Annotated in this window: 19 protein-coding genes; 2 read left to right on the forward strand and 17 right to left on the reverse strand. The window is 65.8% G+C overall.

From position 1 onward, the window contains the following. Nucleotides 1-84: 84 nt before the first annotated feature. From DESTE_RS15320 to ffh, 15 genes are all read right to left on the reverse strand, one after another. The gene (locus DESTE_RS15320; protein WP_035068534.1) at nucleotides 85-1,521 is read right to left on the reverse strand and encodes a (Fe-S)-binding protein; all 1,437 of its coding nucleotides are present in this window, start codon (nucleotides 1,519-1,521) and stop codon (nucleotides 85-87) included. Nucleotides 1,522-1,533: 12 nt separating this feature from the next. Continuing rightward, nucleotides 1,534-2,958, reverse strand: coding sequence for an FAD-binding oxidoreductase (locus tag DESTE_RS15325; protein WP_035068536.1), 1,425 nt, complete (start codon nucleotides 2,956-2,958; stop codon nucleotides 1,534-1,536). A 160-nt stretch (nucleotides 2,959-3,118) separates the two neighbouring features. Beyond that, complete coding sequence (gene smpB / locus DESTE_RS15330; protein ID WP_035068539.1) at nucleotides 3,119-3,580, reverse strand: SsrA-binding protein SmpB; 462 nt, start codon at nucleotides 3,578-3,580, stop codon at nucleotides 3,119-3,121. 1,389 nt (nucleotides 3,581-4,969) lie between these two features. After that, nucleotides 4,970-6,745 (reverse strand): phosphoenolpyruvate--protein phosphotransferase, encoded by a 1,776-nt coding sequence (ptsP, locus tag DESTE_RS15335; RefSeq protein WP_035068541.1) that lies wholly within the window; start codon nucleotides 6,743-6,745, stop codon nucleotides 4,970-4,972. 3 nt (nucleotides 6,746-6,748) lie between these two features. Next, complete coding sequence (locus DESTE_RS15340; RefSeq protein WP_035068543.1) at nucleotides 6,749-7,045, reverse strand: HPr family phosphocarrier protein; 297 nt, start codon at nucleotides 7,043-7,045, stop codon at nucleotides 6,749-6,751. Nucleotides 7,046-7,099: 54 nt separating this feature from the next. Further along, nucleotides 7,100-7,879: a PTS system mannose/fructose/sorbose family transporter subunit IID gene (locus DESTE_RS15345; RefSeq protein WP_035068545.1), complete on the reverse strand. Its 780-nt coding sequence runs from the start codon at nucleotides 7,877-7,879 to the stop codon at nucleotides 7,100-7,102. Nucleotides 7,880-8,060: 181 nt separating this feature from the next. Then, nucleotides 8,061-8,900, reverse strand: coding sequence for a 16S rRNA (cytidine(1402)-2'-O)-methyltransferase (gene rsmI / locus DESTE_RS15350; protein ID WP_035068548.1), 840 nt, complete (start codon nucleotides 8,898-8,900; stop codon nucleotides 8,061-8,063). Further along, entirely contained in the window at nucleotides 8,842-9,276 is a 435-nt protein-coding gene (locus DESTE_RS15355) for a YraN family protein (RefSeq protein ID WP_156925391.1), read from the reverse strand. The genes rsmI and DESTE_RS15355 overlap by 59 nt, the downstream gene beginning before the upstream one ends. Continuing rightward, nucleotides 9,273-10,058 (reverse strand): ribonuclease HII, encoded by a 786-nt coding sequence (locus tag DESTE_RS15360; protein ID WP_035070631.1) that lies wholly within the window; start codon nucleotides 10,056-10,058, stop codon nucleotides 9,273-9,275. The genes DESTE_RS15355 and DESTE_RS15360 overlap by 4 nt, the downstream gene beginning before the upstream one ends. Nucleotides 10,059-10,355: 297 nt before the next feature. Then, nucleotides 10,356-10,703 carry a 50S ribosomal protein L19 gene (rplS, locus tag DESTE_RS15365; protein WP_035068551.1) on the reverse strand — a complete coding sequence of 116 codons (348 nt, stop codon included), beginning with the start codon at nucleotides 10,701-10,703 and terminating at the stop codon, nucleotides 10,356-10,358. 55 nt (nucleotides 10,704-10,758) lie between these two features. After that, the gene (trmD, locus tag DESTE_RS15370) at nucleotides 10,759-12,054 is read right to left on the reverse strand and encodes a tRNA (guanosine(37)-N1)-methyltransferase TrmD (RefSeq protein WP_035068553.1); all 1,296 of its coding nucleotides are present in this window, start codon (nucleotides 12,052-12,054) and stop codon (nucleotides 10,759-10,761) included. Between the two features lie 16 nt (nucleotides 12,055-12,070). After that, the gene (gene rimM, locus DESTE_RS15375) at nucleotides 12,071-12,700 is read right to left on the reverse strand and encodes a ribosome maturation factor RimM (protein ID WP_035068556.1); all 630 of its coding nucleotides are present in this window, start codon (nucleotides 12,698-12,700) and stop codon (nucleotides 12,071-12,073) included. A gap of 200 nt (nucleotides 12,701-12,900) precedes the next feature. Beyond that, the gene (locus DESTE_RS15380) at nucleotides 12,901-13,134 is read right to left on the reverse strand and encodes a KH domain-containing protein (protein WP_015946506.1); all 234 of its coding nucleotides are present in this window, start codon (nucleotides 13,132-13,134) and stop codon (nucleotides 12,901-12,903) included. A gap of 83 nt (nucleotides 13,135-13,217) precedes the next feature. Next, on the reverse strand, nucleotides 13,218-13,457 hold the full coding sequence (rpsP, locus tag DESTE_RS15385; protein ID WP_035068560.1) for a 30S ribosomal protein S16: 240 nt from the start codon (nucleotides 13,455-13,457) through the stop codon (nucleotides 13,218-13,220). Between the two features lie 88 nt (nucleotides 13,458-13,545). Beyond that, nucleotides 13,546-15,102, reverse strand: a complete 1,557-nt coding sequence (gene ffh, locus DESTE_RS15390; protein ID WP_035068562.1) for a signal recognition particle protein — start codon at nucleotides 15,100-15,102, stop codon at nucleotides 13,546-13,548. Between the two features lie 329 nt (nucleotides 15,103-15,431). Here ffh and DESTE_RS17775 point away from each other — a divergent pair, with 329 nt between their 5' ends. Then, nucleotides 15,432-15,752 (forward strand): transposase, encoded by a 321-nt coding sequence (locus DESTE_RS17775; protein WP_198015345.1) that lies wholly within the window; start codon nucleotides 15,432-15,434, stop codon nucleotides 15,750-15,752. Beyond that, on the forward strand, nucleotides 15,719-16,573 hold the full coding sequence (locus tag DESTE_RS15395; RefSeq protein ID WP_035068565.1) for an IS3 family transposase: 855 nt from the start codon (nucleotides 15,719-15,721) through the stop codon (nucleotides 16,571-16,573). The genes DESTE_RS17775 and DESTE_RS15395 overlap by 34 nt, the downstream gene beginning before the upstream one ends. A 1,011-nt stretch (nucleotides 16,574-17,584) precedes the next feature. On the opposite strand, the gene DESTE_RS15400 is transcribed toward DESTE_RS15395, so the two are convergent. Together DESTE_RS15400 and DESTE_RS15405 are read right to left on the reverse strand one after the other, a co-directional pair. Further along, nucleotides 17,585-18,769, reverse strand: a complete 1,185-nt coding sequence (locus DESTE_RS15400) for a pyridoxal phosphate-dependent aminotransferase (RefSeq protein WP_035068568.1) — start codon at nucleotides 18,767-18,769, stop codon at nucleotides 17,585-17,587. 117 nt (nucleotides 18,770-18,886) lie between these two features. Next, complete coding sequence (locus tag DESTE_RS15405; protein WP_245590874.1) at nucleotides 18,887-19,087, reverse strand: hypothetical protein; 201 nt, start codon at nucleotides 19,085-19,087, stop codon at nucleotides 18,887-18,889.

The following is a 19,087-nucleotide window of genomic DNA, read 5'->3' on the forward strand; positions in this document are numbered from 1 at the left end:
GGACAGGCGGCGACCCCGGACATGACGTGCCGGTGCCGCCGCCTGCAAGCATGCATGGAAAGGGCGACGCGGATGCGGTCCGGACTAGGTGCGCGGCACGCCCACCACGTCCAGCCAGTGCAGCACGCGCACGCCGGCGGGCGCGGTTGCGGCCAGTTGCAGGGTGCAGCCGCTGCACCCCGTCAGCACGGTGATGTCCGGGGCCTGTGATGCGTCAGGTGTGGCGGCAATCGTACCGGACGCGGTGGCGGAAGTAGTGTCGGACCCGGAAGCGGAGGCGGATGGGGCGGCGGGCGTTGTGTCGGATGCGGCTGCCCGTTCCGGCAGCAGCGCGTTCCAGCAGGAACTGGCCACGGTGCGCGAAAGGTCGGGCGCGGCCAGTTGCAGCACACCGCCCATGCCGCAGCAGTTGACCCCGCCGGGGGCGCGCATGCGGTCACCCAGCAGAGAGCGCAGCCATACGGCATCCGGGTCCGTGCCCTTGCGGTGGCAGGGCTGGTGGTAGCGCACGGGCGCGGGGGAGTCTGCCCCCGGCTGGGCCGGGGCATCGGCGGTGACGCGGAACCCGGCGTCCCCCCACAGGGTGGACAGGGGGCGCAGGGCCTCGGTCCAGGCCTCGCGCTCGCCGTCCTGCCAGTCGAGGTCGGCATGGTCGGGGTATTCGGACAGGCCGTGGTGGCAGGTGGCGCAAAAGGTGACCAGCAGCGGGCGACCGGCGGCGCGCCAGGCGTCCAGGTTGCGGGCGCGGGCCGAGGCTGCGGCATCAGGGATGCCCGCGTGTTCCAGGGTGGAACCGCAGCAGGTGAAGGACTCTTCATCCCCCTGCGCGGGCGCGGGATGCCCCAGCCAGCGCAATAGCGCGCGGGCCGTGTCCTTCCAGCGGGGGCGGATGCGCCGGGCGGTGCAGCCGGAAAACAGCATGGCCGGGGCGCGGGTGGCCTCGCCACGCGTTGCGCTGTCTGCCGTATGGTTGCGCATTCCATCGGGGCCATCGCCGTCGCACAGGCTGTCCGAAGTCGCCCGGTCGGCCACGATCCACGGGGCGGGCGGCGGCGGGGGCAGCATGGCGGCGGCGGAGCGCAGCATGTGCTGCACGCCTTCCGGCACCACGGCGCCCGGCACCACGCGGGTCATTTGGGCCAGCGCGGGCCACAGCAGGCGACCGTGTTCTATCCACTGCTTCCACAGCCATTGCTGCCAGTTGGGGTGCCTGGCGCGCAGGGCGGCCAGCGCATGCGGCACCGACAGCCCTTGCGGACAGATGGCCGCGCAGCGCCCGCAGGACAGGCAGCGGTCAGCCAGTTCTCGCGCGGGCTTCAGGCCAAGACGCCCCGGTTCGTCGCGCAGGGCGGCGAATACCAGATGCTTGGCGCGGGGCGAAAGTTCTTCCTGCCCGGTGGTCAGAAAGGCGGGGCACACGGCGGTGCACTGGCCGCACAGCAGGCAGGCGCGGGGCTGCCCGGCGGTGTCGTCCGCCGTGCTGCCGTTCGTCGTGGATTTGGAGGTGGTGTCCGTGCTCATGGTGTGTTGCCCCTAGTACGCCTTGTCGGGATTCATGATCCCCAGCGGATCGAAGGCGTGCTTCACCTGGCGCATCAGTTCCGTTTCCAGGGGCGAAAGTTGCAGGTGCAGGAATTCCTTCTTGGCCATGCCCACGCCGTGCTCGCCGGAAAGGGTGCCGTCCATGGAGCGGACAAGACGCATCACTTCCACGGTGGCGGCGTCGGCGCGGGTGACTTCCGAAGGGTCTGCCCCGTCGTACATGATGTTCACGTGGATGTTGCCGTCGCCCACGTGCCCGTAGGTGAGAATGGGCAGGGCGTTGGCCTGCGCGATGGCCCGGATGCCGGTCAGCGCGTCCAGCAGGCGGCCGCGCGGCACGGCGATGTCCTCGCCGATCTTGTTGGGGCGCACCAGATACGACGACGGGCTGATGCCGCGCCGCATGGTCCACAGGGGTTCTTCCTCGTCGCGGCCCACGCCGTGGGCGGACCATACTGGCGGCTCGTTGCCCGGGGCGCCGTCCGCAGCATCGTCGGTGGTATGCAGGGCGTCGTGCATGCGGCGCACTTCCAGCGGCAGCGATTCGCGGCTGCCGTCGAGGCGAATAAGCAGCGCGCCGCGCACGGAGTCGGGCCACGGAGGCGTCTGGCGGCGGGCTACGCAGTCCAGCACTTCCGGGCTCAGGAATTCCAGCGCAACAGGCAGGATGCCCGCGCGGAAGATGCGCCGCACCCCGTGCATGGCTGCTTCCATGGAGCCGAATCCGGCCAGCAGGGTGGCCGTGGCCTGCGGCAGGGGCAGCAACTTCAGCGCGATGCGGGTGACAATGCCCAGCGTGCCTTCCGACCCCACGAACAGGCGGGTGAGGTCCAGCCCCACCACGTTCTTGTGGCAGCGGCCCCCGGTGCGCAGCACCTTGCCGCCGGGCAGTACTGCCGTGAGGCCCAGCACGTATTCGCGGGTGACGCCATACTTCAGGGCGCGCATGCCGCCCGCGCAGGTGGCCACGTTGCCGCCGATGGTGGAAATGTCGATGCTGGCCGGGTCCGGCGGGTAGAACAGGCCGCGCGCTTCCACGGCCCGTTGCAGGTCCGATGTGACCACGCCCGGTTCCACTTCGGCCACGAAGTCGTCGTCCGCGATGTCGAGGATGCGGTTCATGTGCAGCAGGGACACCACGATGCCGGGCCGGGCGGGCACACATGCGCCCACCTGGTTGGAGGCGCGGCCCCGCGCGTACACGGGCAGCTGTTCCGCCTGGGCCAGGCGCAGCAGTTCAGCTATCTGCGCTTCGGTGGTGGGGCGCACCACGGCCAGCGGGGTGCCCATGCGGCGGCCTGCGTCGGTGGCGAAGATCAGGGTCTGCTCCGGCGTGAGCAGCAGGGAATCGCCGGGAAAGATGTCGCGCAGGGAACGTTCCTGCGTGGCGCTGAGATGAGGGGCTTGCGTGGACACGGAATTACCTGGGCAATGCGGTTGGGGATTGGCTGGGAGATGGCCGAGGGGAGGGAGATGATTCAAGGGCGTCGGCGCGAGTGCAAACCCGGATTTCTTGGGCGCGGGCAGACAATGCGCGATGCCGCCAGCACCCAAGGAGAAGGCTTGCAGAGACAGACTAGAATCGGGCCAGTTCGCGCGCGGTATCCCGGTCGGCGGCGCGCTTCTTCAGGTCCTCGCGCTGGTCGTGCAGCTTCTTGCCGCGCCCCACGGCGATTTCAACCTTCACCCGGCCCTTGCTGAAGTGCAGGTTCACCGGCACCACGGTCAGGCCTTTCTGGGCCACGCGCAGGGCCAGCGTGTCGATCTGCCTGGCGTGCAGCAGCAGTTTGCGGTCACGGTCGGGGTCGTGCTGGGCGTAGCCCGCGTTGTCGTACGGGGCGATGTGCAGGCCCACCAGAAAGGCTTCGCCGTTGCGAAAATCCACGTAGCTGTCGCGGAAGTTCACGTGGCCCGCGCGCAGGCTTTTGACCTCCGAGCCGGTCAGCACGAGGCCCGCCTCCATGAAATCGTCGAGTTCATAGAGGTGCCGGGCCTTCTTGTTTTGGGCGATGAGTGCGGGGGAGGTTTTTTTGCTCATATATTTGGGGAATGTTCGTGCGATTGATGGCGCGCGTGTGGGGATAAGCCCCGGCGGAGCGGCGATGGAGGGCCGGATGGCGGCGGTTGCGGGGCGAAGGGAGCGCCGGGCGCCGGCACCGCGCGATGACGTGGCGCGCAAGGGGTTTCAAGACCAGAAATCGGGGGGAATGGCAAGGGTTGGGGGTGGGGAGCTGCGCTGAAGGGGGAGACAAGGCGAGGTCGTGCGCGGTTGCACCCGGCTTCTACGAAGGCACGACTGCCTTTGTGAACCCCCTCGATTTCGTTATGTCTCCGACGGGCAGGGGGGCCTTTAGCGAGGCCCCCCTGCACCCCCGCGCTCCGGGGGGCGCTGCCCCCCTGGTCCCCCCATGTTTTCCTGCGCGGCGTCCCTTCGGCGGCAGCTTCCCTCCGGCGCGGGGCGCCTTCGGGCGATCTGCCGCCGGTGACGCCAATGCGCGCAAGGCTCCCGCAGCCACTACCGCGCGAGGGTGCCTTTACCCGTGCCCTCGTTGCGACGCATGTGCCGCCGCCAAAGCCCGGCGTCACACGCTTCTACGCACATCACGTTGCCGTCTTAACTGGCGTTCACTCCAAGCGGCAGACCAAGCCCCATGGAGTGTTCATATCAACCAAGCACCGGCACGCATTTCTTCTTGGTCACATACTGATTACTTCAAATCATTCGTTCCCCGTCCCACCCGTGTTCGCAAGCGCAGCACAACTTACTTGGTGCACAGGCACAACGTACCATGTAGGCCAAGGCTGCGGGAGATTCGCGCACATCGCATTCCCGTCGCCAGATCACCCGGAGGCGCTTCGCGCCGTAGGGAAGCTGGCGGCGAAAGGAATGCGGTGCAGGAAGAGTGGAGATAAAGGCACTGGAGCTATGCCAGGATACCGAGAGCATTGCGCGCATACGCATTCAGACGGGCAGATCGCCCGGAGGCGCACAGCGCCGCAGGGAAGCTGCCCGGCGTAAGAATGCGGCGCATGAAACGTCGGGGGTTCAGGGGGCAGCGCCCCCTGGAACGCGGGGATGCAAGGGGCCATCGTTCAATGGCCCCTTGCCCGCCGGAGGCATAACGAAATCGGGTGTGTTCAGCAGGGCAGGACTGTCTTCGTAGAGGCCGTGCCCAACCGCGCACAACCGCGCACAACCCCGCTCAACCCCGCCGGAGGCATAACGAAATCGGGCGTGTTCAGCAGGGCAGGACTGTCTTCGTAGAGGCCGTGCCCAACCGCGCACAACCGCGCACAACCGCGCACAACCCCGCCGGAGGCATAACGAAATCGAGGGTGTTCAGCAGGGCAGGACTGTCTTCGTAGAAGCCGGGTGCAGTAGCGCTGAACCTAAATCCAACCCGTCGGAGGCACTCAGCGCCCCGCGCTAATCATCCTGGTCCAGCATGGACGAGAAGAACGTCAGCTCTTCCGGGAACCGATTGTAGATCGTTTCCTTCACCATGCGGTTGATGGTCGAGACGGTGGACGCGCTCAGCACGTCGCGCAGCAGTTCCTTGCACTCTTCCATGTTGGTGCGCCGCAGGATGTGCTTGATGCCCGGTATGGCCTGCGGGGCGATGGATATGGCGTCGATCTGCATGCCCAGCAGGATGGGCAGGCAGTACGGGTCGGACGCCACCTCGCCGCACACGCACACCGATATGCCCATGCGGTGGGCCGAATCCACCACGTACTTGATGGACCGCACGATGGCCGGATGCAGCGGCTGGTACAGGTACGAGACGTGCCTGTTGCCCCGGTCGATGCCCAGCGAATACTGGATCAGGTCGTTGGTGCCGATGCTGAAGAAGTCCACTTCCTGCGCCAGCGCCTCGGAAATCAGCACGGCGGACGGCAGCTCCACCATGATGCCCACGGGCATGTCCGGGTCGTAGGGCAGGCCCGCCGCGTCCAGTTCGGCCCGCACCTCGTTCAGAATGTGCTTGGCCTGCCGCAGTTCGTGCAGCCCCGAGATCATGGGGAACAGCAGCGAGGCCGAGCCGTGCGCGCTGGCCCGCAGGATGGCCCGCAACTGCCGCCGGAACACCTCCTGGTGGCGCAGGCAGAAACGGATGGCCCGCAGGCCCAGGGCCGGGTTGGGTTCTTCCAGTTGGCTCTGCTCGGACAGCATCTTGTCCGCGCCCACGTCCAGCGTGCGGAACACCACCCGCCGGGGCGAAAGCAGCCCGGCAAGCTGGGAATACTCGTCGTACAGTTCTTCCTCGCTGGGCGAGGTGCGGCGGTTCAGAAAGGCGTATTCGGTGCGGTACAGCCCCACGCCGTCTCCGCCGCCGTCCAGCACCTGGGGCACTTCTTCCACCAGTTCGATGTTGGCCTGCACGTCGATGCGGTAGCCGTCCAGGGTTTCGGCGGGCAGGGTGGACTGGCGGCGGATGGATTTCTGATAGTTCTCGAACTGGTACTTGAGGTCGGTGTAGTCGGCCAGTTCCGCCTCGTCCGGGTCCACCAGGATGAGGCCGCGCAGGGCGTCCACGATGACCAGGTCGCCGTCGCCCACGGATTCTTCCAGCGACGAGACGCCCACCACGGCGGGAATTTGCAGGCTGCGCGCCAGAATGCCGGTGTGCGATGTCTTGCCGCCCTCCGCCGTGGCGAAGGACATGATCTTGACCGTGGGCAGGCCCATGGCGTCCGCCGGGGTCAGGTCGTGGGCCATGAGCACGATACGCTCGTCCGGAGTGCGCAGCGGCTCGGCGTGGCGGCCCACCAGGCGGGCCTGGATGCGTTCGGCCACGGCGCGCACGTCCTGCACGCGTTCGCGGATGTACGGGTCCTCGATGGCCGAGAACGCGGCGGCAATGGCGTCCACCGCCTGGTCCAGCGCCCATTCGGCGCAGATGTGATGGTCGCGGATGCGTTGCGAGGCGGCGCGGATAAGCTTGGGGTCCTGGCAGATCATCATGTGCGAATTGATGATCGCGGCGTGGTCGCGCAGTTCTGCGGGCACGTTGTCACGGGCGCGGGCAAGGTTCTCGCGCACGTCGGCTGCGGCCTGCTCCAGGCGGGCCACCTCCGAATCCGCCGCGCCGGGCGGAATGATTTCGAACGAGACGCTTCTGCGGCGGCGGTTGGTGAAGAACGCCTTGCCGATGGAAACGCCCGCCGAAACGGCTATGCCTTGCAGAATCTCGCGCGCCACCGGCTACTCCTCGCGAAAGCGGTTGCGGAACAGGGCGGAAAGGTGCTCCAGCGCGTGGCGCGCATCGACGCCCACGCCGCGCAGGGTAAGGCGCGTGCCCTTGGCGGCGGCCAGGGACAGGATGTCCAGAATGCTCTTGGCGTCCACTTCCATGCCGTCCATGGCAAGAAAGAGTTCCGCGCCGAACTTCTGCGCTTCCTGGGCAAGGCGGGCGGCCGGTCTGGCGTGCAGGCCCTGGTCGTTGGCCACGCACACCGTCACGGTAAGTCCTTCCTGCGTCTCTTCTATGGGTTCCTGCACGTCGTATATCCTGTCGGCTGTGGCGTCGGTATGGTTCGTGATGCGGGCGGCGGGTTAAAAACCCCAGGGAAGCGGCATCCAGTCATCGGCCCACGGCAGGGCAAAGGCCGCGGCGGTGGCGCACACGGCCAGAAAAATGCGTGAAACGTGAAAGCGGCCGATCAGCCACGAGGCCAGCATGAGCAGCAGGGCGGACAGCGTCCAGCGCGGGGCATGCTGGTGATGCGGCCAGATCAGCCACAACAGGCCCGCCAGCACCACGGCGTTGCACAGCTTCAGCTTTTCGCCCCAGTTGATGAGGTCCCATTGCTTCAGCCGTTGCAGCACCTTCAGTCCCTCGCGCAGGCCCGCCGCGAAGGTGAACAGCTTGAACACCTGCAACGAGACGAACAGCATCAGGCTCCACAGAAAGGCCGCGCCGTTGTTGCCCGAAACCACCAGCGCGCAGGTGGTCAGCGACCAGAACACCAGCATGCTGCCGCCGAACACCGAATCGCCGATGGCCGACAGGGTGTACACGGTGGTGTCCTTCAGGCTGCGCAGCACCTCTGCCGGAAAGGTGCCGCGCGCGATGCGCGCCTCCAGCGACAGGAACGTGCCCACCAGCAGCGGTGCCCAGAAGGGATGGGTGTTGAAATGGCGCAGGTAGCGCTTGCGCGCCTCTCGCCGGGCGCGCGGGTCCGGGTAGATGGCGGCCAGCCCCGGCTCCATGGCGAACACGATGCCGATGTTCTGGTGCCCGCGCGTATTGAACGCCGCGCCCACGAGATACGACCGCAGAAAACACAGCAGCAGTGTCTTGGCGTCGGGCATGGCGTTGGCGGGAGTGGGCATGGGGCACCGTGGCAAGGCCGTTGTGATGTTGAGAGTCAGCCTGTCGGGCCGGGTCGACTCGGGGCGCCTGATCTGCGGACCGGCCCGTTTGAGCGGACCTGCCTTGCGGGCTGCCCGGTCAGGCCGGTCAGGGCGGTCAGGCCGGTTATCGCTCGGAGGATTGCCCGCTTGCCGGGGCAGCCTACCGATTGTCCTGCATCAACTTGTAGATGTCCTTCACCGTCCAGCCCCGGGTTGCTTCGTGCACCCGGCGGGCCAGTTCGCGCGGTTTCTCGCTGGGAGCGGCCCTGGCCTCGTCGGCCAGCAGGGCCAGCACCTCGGTGCGCGGGGTGGCGGTCACGGATTCAGGCGGACCGATGACTACCGTGATTTCTCCAAGTAATTCACGGGTCAGCTGCCCCCTGTCTTCCAACCTTAGAAGGATAAACTCCTCGTGCGGCTTGGTCAATTCCCGCGCGATACAGCACTCGCGCGGTCCCAGCACGGCATGGGCGGCATCCAGCGTATCGGCCAGCCTGTCCTTGCGTTCGAAAAAGACCAGGGTGGTGCGCACGTTGGCGTATTCCGCAAACAGCTTTTCCACGTCCGACCGCTTGCGCGGCGGAAACCCCAGAAAGGTGAACGGCTGCGGGGCAATGCCGCTGCCCGCCAGCGCGGTGATGGGGGCCGAGGGGCCGGGCAGCACCGAAACGTCGATGCCCTCTGCCCGGCAGGCGCGCACCAGCCGAAAGCCGGGGTCGGCCATCAGCGGCATGCCCGCGTCGGAAATGAGCGCAATGTGCGCCCCGGCGCGCAGTTCGTCGAGGATGCGCGGCAGGCGCTCTTCCTCGTTGTGGTCGTGAAAGCTCATGAACCGCTGGGCGGCCAGGCCGCACCGGGCAAACAGCTGCCCGGCGCGCCGGGTGTCTTCCGCCAGCACCAGCGCGGCCTCGGTCAGCACATCGCGGGCGCGGGGCGAAAGGTCACCAGGGTTGCCAAGCGGTGTCGCCACCACCCAGAGACGCGGTGAGGTCGAAGGCATGAGGGTAGTGCTCCAGCGTCAGGGTTGCCCCGTCGTGCACCACGCACACGAGGTCGAAGCGGCACGGTTTGTCCCACGCATCGTGGGCGGCCAGATACTGCCGGGCGGCACGCACCAACTTGCCGCGTTTGGCCGGGGTCAGCGCCTCGTCCGGACGGGCGGGGCCGTTGGCGGCGCGGGTCTTCACTTCCACGAAGACCAGCGTGCCCCGGTCGTCGCAGACGATGTCCAGTTCCAGGCCGCCGTGCCGCCAGTTGCGGGCCAGCACCCGCAGGCCGCGCTGGGCCAGCAGTTGGGCCGCCGCCTCTTCGCCGCGCGCTCCTATGGTAGCCGTAGCGGATGGCGTGGCCGGGGTGGCGGTGCGGCGCGGCGTCACAGCAGCGAACCCTGAGTCTGGGGCGGTTCTGGCCGCACCCCGCGAAAGGTGGCCCGGTGTTGCGGGCAGGGGCCGCGTTCGGCAATGGCCGCCATGTGCTCCGCCGTGCCGTAGCCCTTGTGCACGGCAAGGCCGTAGCCGGGAAAGCGGCGATCCAGGGCGGTCATGAGTTGGTCGCGGAAGGTCTTGGCCAGAATGGATGCGGCGGACACCGCCGGGACCAGCGCGTCGCCGCCCACCACCGCGCGTTGCATGGGGGTGGGACACGGGACGGGCGCGGGGGCCTTACGTGCCGGGCAGGGCGGCAGCCCAGCGAGCACGGCGGCGGGAATGGTCTTGTCCCCGTCAATGATCAGCGGAAAACCGGACTGGTGATTCGGATCGGCCAGCCCACGGAGAGTGGGCAGGGCAGCAGGTTCGCAGCCGGAGGCGTTCGCGCCTTCACGCACCGCGTGGCCGAGGCGCAGGAAGCGCACGGCCCGCCACATGGCGTGGAAGGTGGCCTGCAATATGTTGATGCGCTCGATGTCACGCGGCCAGACCACGCCCAGGCCCCAGGCCACGGCGTGCTGACGGATGCACGGGGCCAGGGCCTCGCGCCTGGCGGCGGTGAGCTTCTTGGAATCGGTCAGCCCGGCAAGGCCGGGCAGCAGGGCGGCCAGGGTGGCCGCATCGGCGTGGGGAGGCAGGATGACGGCAGCGGCAACCACAGGCCCGGCAAGGCAACCGCGTCCTGCCTCGTCTATACCTATGTACGGCGTTGCCGGATGGGGGGGAGCCATATCCGCCAACAGGCCCTGGAGCATGTCGGGTGCACCGGATGCACCGGGACCGCCACGCGTGGAACGCGCGCTGGGGGCGCTGGCGCGGCGGGCGGGCGGTGACATGCGGCCTCCTGCGGATGACGGAACAGGTGGAGCGGGCCGAAACGCAAGGCAGAGTGCGTGACCGGAGGTGGATGCTTCCGGCCCGGCGCGACGGGGTGCACGGCATATCGCCCGGACAGGGGGATGCGTGTCGCGCCAACGAAAAAAGGGGGGACCGGCGTGCCGGACCCCCCTTGCATGAAGCAGTCTGGCCTAGAAGCGGTTCTTGGGCTTGATGCGCGCGGCCTTGCCCTTGAGTTCGCGCAGGTAGTACAGGCGGCTGCGGCGCACGCGGCCTTCCGTCACCATCTCCACGCGGTCGATGAAGGGAGAGTGCAGGGGGAACACGCGTTCCACGCCCACGCCGTCGGACACCTTGCGCACGGTGAAGGTGCCGCCGGTGGTGCCGCGGTGGATGCGGATGACGTTGCCCTGGAACACCTGGATGCGTTCCTTTTCACCTTCCACGATGCGCAGGTGCACCTTGATGGTGTCGCCGGACTTGAACTTGGGCAGGTCGAGGCGCAGGTGTTCGCCTTCGATTTTCTTGATGATATTCATGCTCGTGTCTCCCTTGGACCGGAGTTTTTCGCTATCGTGGGTTCGCCGGTTCCGCCTAATAGCAGTCGCCGAGAATCCTGTCCATGATGATGGCGGCGGCGGTGCGCACCGAAAGGTGGTTGTACCCGTCCATCCACCGGACGGGCCGCAGGGTGCCGTCGCACGCCGCCACAAGATGCGGCGACAAGCCGTGGCCGGTGCCGAACAACAGCAGCACCGGGCGTTCCGCGAGAATCGACCTTACCTGACCGACGGTCGTGTCGCCCGCGCCGCGCGCGCTGGTTGCCATGACCAGGGGGCGCTGGCCCGTGCGGCGGGTGATGTCGTCAATCGCGTCCTGTACCGTATCGGCGCCGCGTACCAGCCCGAGCGCCTCGCCCCTGTCGGGGTTTGCCGCCAGGCCCGGACCCTCCGTCCAGTGCCGGAGAATGCCGTCGAGCAGCCGCCGCTGGTCCTCGATGGGTGTTACGATGTAATACCCGCCAAGCCCATACGTGCAGGAACAGCGGCCTATATCGTGAATGTCGAGGTTTGTCAAAGACACCGCCACCGATTTTTTTTCCTTGTTCAAAACCGGGTAGTGCACCAGCGCGCAATGCAGGTTGCGGCCGGCTCTTTCCACGGTTTCGGCGGCCTTGTGCCGCAGGAAGGTCATGTCGGTTTCAGTCAGCGGAGCTTCCGGCAGCAGTTCCGGCCGCAGGCGCAGGGTGGCCGCCAGCGACTGTTCGCGCCGCCATGCGGCGATGCGGCCATGGTCGCCGGAGCGCAGCACCTCGGGCACGGGTAGCCCCTCGAACACTTCCGGCCGGGTGTAGTGCGGGTATTCCAGCAACCCGTCGGAAAAACTTTCGTCCTCGCCCGATTCTTCCTTGCCCATGAAGCCGGGCACCAGCCGGGCCACGGCCTCGATGACGTTCAGCGCCGCCGTTTCGCCGCCGTTGAGCACGAAGTCGCCCACGCAGACCGGTTCGATGTCGAACAGTTCCTCGATGCGCGCGTCGAACCCTTCGTAGCGGCCGCACAGGATGGTCACGTGTTCTTCGCGGGCCAGTTCGCGGGCCATCTGCTGGGTAAAGCGGCGACCGCGCGGGGCCATCATCAGGATGCGGCCCCTGGGGGCGTCTTCACGCAGGCCGCGCAGGGTGACGGCCAGCGGTTCCGGCAGCATGACCATGCCGGGGCCGCCGCCGTAGGGGCGGTCGTCCACGGTGCGGTGGCGGTCCGTGGTGGCATCGCGCGGGTTGCGGAAGGAAAAATCCACGGTGCCCGACTCGCGTGCCTTGGCCATGAGCCCGGCGGACAGGGGCGAGTCGAAGAACTCCGGGAACAGGGTGACCAGGGTGAAGTGCATGGCGGCTGCCCGGGCGCTATGCGCCGCCCGGTCCTGTCTGGTCGTCGGCTCCATCCGGCCCGGCGGCATCCCCATCGGCCTTGCCTGCATCGGATGCGCGTGCGGCGGACTTGTCCGGCGTCTCCAGATACAGTTCCAGCAGCCCCGGCGGCGGGGTGATGCGCACCTCGCGCGCGTCAAGGTCGATGGACGCCACGAATTCTTCCACGGCGGGCAGCAGCACTTCCTTGCCATCGGCGGTGCGGATGGACCACACCTCCTGTCCGCCGGGCATCTGCACGTCGTCCAGGGTGCCCAGCGCCGTGCCCGTGTCGTGCAGCAGCACGCGCAGGCCCAGCAGTTCGTGCAGGTACACCTCGTCCTCGCCGGGTTCGGGCAGGCGGTCTTTGGGCACCAGCACGTGCATGCCGCGCAGGGTTTCCGCCGCGCTGCGGTCGGCAATGCCTTCGAACAGCACCAGCGGGCGGCCCTGATGGCGCCGCACTGCGGCCACCGTATGCGGGCGGGGCGCGCCGCGTCCGGGCCGCAGCCACAGGGTGCCGCGCAGAAGCTCGGGCGATTCGGCCCAGAAGTCCACGCCCACTTCGCCGCGCAGGCCGTGGGGCCTGCCGACAAGGCCGATTTCGATGAAGGTGTCGTCGCTCATGTGCGCCCGTTGCAAGGATGGAGGGTGATGCCAGAAGGACGTCAGCGGGTGCGCCGCAGAGTTCGTCTTGCCGCGCGTGCACGGTCGCCCAAGCGACAAGAGCCCTTCGGCTTGCGCGTCCGGGCTAGTCGTTCTGATGCGGCTGCTGTCGCGTGTCCGCCCCGTCTGGCCGTGTCAATACGTGCCAGGGGGGCTGACGGCTACTCGAGGATTTCGAGCACGGAACGCTTGCGCGCCTTGGTGGATGCCGCACCCAGAATGGTGCGCATGGCACGCGCCGTGCGGCCCTGCTTGCCAATGACCTTGCCGAGGTCTTCCTTCGCTACCTTCAGTTCGAGAACGGACGTCTGTTCGCCCTCGACCTCTGTCACATGCACGTCTTCCGGCTTGTCGACGAGGGATTTCGCGATGTATTCGACCAGATCCTTCAGCATGGCCACCTCCACAGGATGTTCCGCAGGATTACAGCTTCCGGCGAGGCGCCTCCGCGACGGGATGCCGGGTTACCGGCACCGCACTACCCGGCCTGCTTCTTGAGCAGGGCGCGGACGGTGTCGGTGGGCTCGGCGCCCTGGTCCAGCCACTTCTGCACCTTTGCGGTGTCGATCTTCACTTCGGCAGGATTCACCATGGGGTTGTAGAAGCCCAGGAATTCCAGCGGACGACCATCGCGGCGCGCAGCGCTGTTGACGGCGACGATCCGGTAGAAGGCACGCTTCTTGTTGCCCATGCGGGCGAGTCTCAGCTTCACGGACATGATTTGGTCTCCAACTAGTCTGTGTATAGTATGGTATCTCGGGAAAAGCGCAAGTGGGCGAGAATTCCCACCTGACAACTTTTCGTCCTCAGCGCTTCTTGCTCTTGTTGCGTTGCTGCTTGCGCAGCTGCTTCTTCTTCTTGAGCGCGGTCTTGGACATGGGGTTGGGACCGCCGGGCCCGGCTTCGCCGTCACCCGCTCCGGGCATGCCCGGCATCCCCGGCATGCCGCCGAGTCCGCCCAAGCCTCCCAGACCTCCCAGTCCGCCCATTCCGCCAAGTCCACCCATGCCGCCCATTCCGGGCAACTTGGGCATGCGCGGCATCTTTCCGGCCTGCGCGGGTTTGCCCCCGCCCATGACCTTTTTCATCATGTCGCGCATCTGCTCGAAATTCTTGATCAGCTGATTCACGTCCTGCACGGTGGTGCCGGAACCCATGGCGATGCGCTGGCGGCGGCTGCCGTTCAGCACCTTGGGGTTGCGGCGCTCCTGCATGGTCATGGAATTGATGATGGCCTCTACCCGGCCCATCTCCTTTTCCGGCACGTTCATTTCGCCCAGCTTTTCGCGCAGCGCGCCCATGCCGGGAATCAGCTTCAGGATGCCTTCCAGAGAGCCCAGCTTCTTCAGTCGACGCATCTGGGTGCGGAAGTCCTCCAGGTCGAACTCCGCCTTCTGGAACTTGCGGCCCAGTTCCTCGGCCTCTTCGGCCTTGATGGTGGACTGCGCCTTCTCGATGAGCGTCATCATGTCGCCCATGCCGAGAATGCGGCCCGCCACGCGGTCTGGGTGGAAGACCTCGATGTCCGAGAGCTTCTCGCCCATGCCCACGAACTTCACCGGCTTGCCGGTGACCGAGCGGATGGACAGGGCCGCGCCGCCGCGGGCATCGCCGTCCATCTTGGTGAGCACGACGCCGGAAATGTCGAGCGCGGCGTTGAACGATTCGGCAACCGTCACCGCGTCCTGGCCGGTCATGGCGTCGGCCACGAACAGAATTTCTTGCGGCTCGACGCGCCCCTTGATGGAGACCAGCTCCTGCATCAGGGTTTCGTCGATGTGCAGGCGGCCCGCGGTGTCCACGATGACCACGTTGCACTGCTGTTCGCGCGCGTCTTCCACGGCGGCCACGGCAATGTCCACCGGGTTCATGCCGGGGGCCGAGGGGTAGGCCGGGATGTCGAGCTGCTTGGCCAGCGTGTGCAACTGGTCGATGGCCGCCGGGCGGTACACGTCGGCGGGCGCCAGGTACGGGCGCATCTTCTGCTTGCGCAGCAGATTGGCAATCTTGGCCGACGACGTGGTCTTGCCCGAGCCCTGCAGGCCTACCATCATGATGACGTAGGGCTGCCTGCCGCGCAGGTCGAGCTGGGTGGCGCCGCCGCCCAGCAGTTCGACCAGTTCGTCATGGACGATCTTCACCACCTGCTGGGCAGGGGTGAGGCTTTTCAGCACGTCCTGGCCGAGGCACCGCTCGCGCACGCGCTCGATGAAATCGCGGACGACCTTGAAGTTGACGTCGGCTTCCAGCAGCGCCAGACGCACCTCGCGAAGGCCATCCTGAATGTTGGCTTCGTCAAGGCGGCCCGTGCCGGTGAACTTCCGGAAAACTCCTGTCAGCCTGTCCGAGAGACTATCGAACATGAATACCCCGTCCAGCAAATATCGTAAGAGGAGGTTCGGTACATGGGTTTGGAGGGGAAGTCAAGGATGAGGTGTGGCGGAGGGGGGTAAGGGGGAAGGGGAATGGAGGAAGAGGGGAGTGTTGTGCACGGTTGGTGGCGGTTTCCACGGAGACCGTCGTGCGCTGTTGGTAACGCTCGATTTCGTTATGTCTCCGACGGGCAGGGGGCCGTGAAACGACGGCCCCCTGCACCCTGGTATGCCCCCCATTAGGTGGACAACGTAAAAAAGCCCCACTAGGGAATGACGTTGTAACCTGATGGGGGTGTTTTATGTCACAGCGGAACTTTATGACGTATAGCAAGGAATTTAAGGAGGCTGCGGTCAAGCTCTATCTTGAGGGCAATAAGGGCTACCAGCAGTTAACCAATGAATTGGGATTGAAGGACAAGAAGACATTGCGCACTTGGGTTGCAAAATTCCAGCGTGGTGAATCTCTTGAAGATGGCCGAGGCAGGCAAGGAGAGCGCTGCGGTCGACCGCGTACAAAGTTTGCTTCCGCTGAAGAGGAGCTCAAATACGTCAAGGCGGAGCTTGAATACGTAAAAAAGTTGTATCGCTCCCGGTTCGGCCACGAATGGGGAGCGCACAAAAAGGGTGGAATTTCTTGATAGTCGACGAACTGCGGAGTCGTTACCCACTCGCAGTTCTTCTGAAGCATGCAGGAATATCCAGGTCTGGATTTTACAAGTGGAAGAGCACATTCTTTCAACAGCGTGAGAACGACACTGTCGAGATGCATATCACCGCAATTCACTCGCTTCGTCCGTATTACGGATATCGCAGGATGTCCGTTGCGCTCAAGCGAGAAGGATTGCTTGTGAATCACAAGCGCGCGTACCGACTGATGCGTAAACTTGGCATTCAATCCACCATTCGCAAGAAACGGAAATTCTTTGGAAGGGTGGGGAGCAGTCTTTTTCCGAACCTGCTGAAGCGGGATTTTTCAAGCATGCAGCCTGGCAGAAAGCTCGTGACAGACATTACATATATCCCCGTCAAGAGTGGATTTATGTATTTGTCAGTCATCCAAGACCTGCACAATAACGAAATCATTTCCCACAACATGTCAAATCAGAACAATCTTGATCTCGTCTTTGCCACTCTGCGTGCCCTTCCCAGGCACGAGGACAAGGCTATTCTACACTCTGACCAAGGGTTTCAATATACGCACAAGACATACGCGGACAGGCTTACGGAAATGAACTTACGCGGCAGCCATTCCAGAAAAGGCAACTGCCTTGACAACGCTGTCGTTGAGTCATTTTTCTCGCACTTGAAAACCGAAATATTTGCTACCCAAAATGTCCTACCTGCTGCCGAGACTATGATCTTGGTAGAAGAATACATCCGCTTCTACAATGCGGAACGTTTCCAAAAGAGGCTTGGCCAACTTTCCCCTGCGGAATACAGGGAAAAGCTGGCCGCCTGAATGATGCCCCCAGGGGGCTTTTTCACTGTCTACTTGACGGGGGTCAGACCACCCCCGCGTTCCAGGGGCTCCGCCCCTTGGAACCCCGAGTTGTCCTGCGCGGCGTTCCGACCGACGGCAGCTTCCCTGCGGCGCAGAGCGCCTTCGGGTGATCTGCCGCCGGGAACGCCAATGCGCGCTGTGCTCCCGCTGGCTCGGTGAAGCGAGGGTGCGTTTATCTGTGGGCATCCTGCACCGCATTCCTTTTGTCGCCAGCTTCCCTTCGGCGCTGGGCGCCTTCGGGCGATCTGGCGACGGGAATGCGATGTGCGCAATTCTCTCGCAGCCTTGGACAGCGGGGGATTTACCGGCGATTGGTTTGCGGTGCCCCGCACGTCGGGGTTTCCGCCGTCGCAAGGACTCGGCGGTGATCTTCAACTGTGGGCGCAATCCGAGTGGATGTTGGCGTTCGGTTGCAAGGGAAGGTGGCGGGGTGCAGGTAATTGGGAGCGATTGTTACGCGTCAGAGGGTTGGGGTGAATACGGATCAGCCATTGTTCGGTGTGCGCGCTGATTGGGCAACGGCGGACGTGATGTGCGTAGAAGCGTGTGCCGCCGGGCTTTGGCGGCGGCACATGCGTCGCAACGGGGGCGGAGGTAAAGGCGCCCGAGTGTGGTAGTGGCGACGGGAGTTTCGTGCGCATGCGCATTCAGCCGGGCAGATCGCCCGAGGCGCGCCAGCGCCGCAGGGAAGCTGACCGGCGTAAGAATGCGGCGCAAGACGACACGGGGATCCAAGGGGCGGAGCCCCTGGAGCGCGGGGATGCAAGGGGCCGCCGCTTAGCGGCCCCTTGCCCGCCGGAGGCATAACGAGATCGGGCGTGAACGATGAGGCAGGAGTGTCTTCGTAGAAGCCGGGGCAATCGCGCGCTGCCTCTTCCGTTCCTGTCCCCCTAACAACAAAATAAAGAGAGGCCGCACCCATCAGGGCACGGCCTCTCTTTTCTTGCTCTCGTTCTGAATGTATCCGCGCTACCCCTTGATGGCCCTTCTAAACCCTTCCTCCGACCTTGCAATCACATCCTCGCCCACGCAGAAGGTCAGGCGGAAGTGCCCCGGCCCGCCGAAGCCGGAACCGGGCACGGCCAGCACCTTCTCTTCCATCAGCCGGTTGACGAATTTCACGTCGTCGCCGCCCGGCGCCTTGGGGAAGAAGTAGAACGCCCCGGCGGGCATCTGGAATTCGTACCCGGCGTCGCGCAGGATACGCGCCATCATGTCGCGGCGGCGGGCGTAGATGCCCGCGTCCACCTGCGACCCGAGCGCCTTGGCCATCAGGTGCTGGCCCACGGCGGGCGGGTTCACGAATCCGAGGATGCGGTTGGTCAGCAGCAGCGCGGCCATCAGCGTGGCGCGGCCTTCCATCAGCGGCGAAAGCACGATGTAGCCCAGCCGTTCGCCCGCCAGCGAAAGGTTCTTGGAGAACGAGCTGACCACCACCGCGTGCTGGTACAGGGGCAGGAGCGAGGGCACCTCGTCGCCGTCATAGGACAGGAAGCGGTACGGCTCGTCGGAGATCAGGAAGATGGGCCGCCCGTGCTTCTGCGATGCGCGGTCCAGCGCCGCCGAAAGCTCGGTCAGTTCCGCCCGGTTGTAGATGACCCCGGTGGGGTTGTTGGGCGAGTTGACGATGAGCGCCCGCGTTTTCGGCCCGATGGCGACCTCGATGGCGGCCACGTCCAGCGCGAAGGTGTCGGGCTTGGACGGCACGGTGCGGAAGGTGCCACCGTGGTTGGCCACGTAGAAACCGTATTCCACGAAGAACGGCGACACGGCCAGCACCTCGTCGCCGGGTTCCAGTACTGCGCGCAGGAAGGCGTTCAGCCCGCCCGCCGCGCCGCAGGTCAGCACCACGTCGTCAGCGGTCAGATCCACGCCCTGTTCCGTAGAAAGGTGCGCGGCCAGCTTGGCGCGGGCCCACGGATAACCGCCGTTGGGCATGTACCCGAAGGCGAACGGCTCGCCCGCGTGGTCGGCCAGTTCGCGCAGGGCCTGGCCCACGGCGGGCGGGGCGGGCAGGTCGGGGTTGCCCAGGCTGAAGTCGCACACGGCTTCTTCGCCGTACTGCTGCTTGAGGGCAATGCCCGCCTCGAACATCTTGCGGATCCACGACGAACGTTCAAGGTACCCGGAAATCTGCTGGGAGATGAGCGACATGTTGCGACCTCGGCGGGTTGTCGGTGGTTCGGGCGGTCCGCGTGCAACAGACGGCGGGCCGCAAATGGCGCGGGGGAGGCAACGCGCGGCGCGTCGCCTCCCCCGGCGGGTCGTGAACTAGAACATGGAATTGGCGTCCAGGCGCAGGCGGTTGATGCGCACCCGCCGCAGTTCCTTCTGCACTTCCAGTTGCAGCTTGCGCTGGCGTGCCTGATGGATTTCCTGCGCGAAGCAGATGCCCTCGTCGGGGCGCTCCGTCTCGCACAGGTGGCGCACGGTGGCCTCGCAGGCGCGGCGCTCCTCTTCGAGCAGGGCCAT

The organism is Nitratidesulfovibrio termitidis HI1 (genome assembly GCF_000504305.1).
Classification (GTDB): Bacteria; Desulfobacterota; Desulfovibrionia; order Desulfovibrionales; family Desulfovibrionaceae; genus Cupidesulfovibrio; species Cupidesulfovibrio termitidis.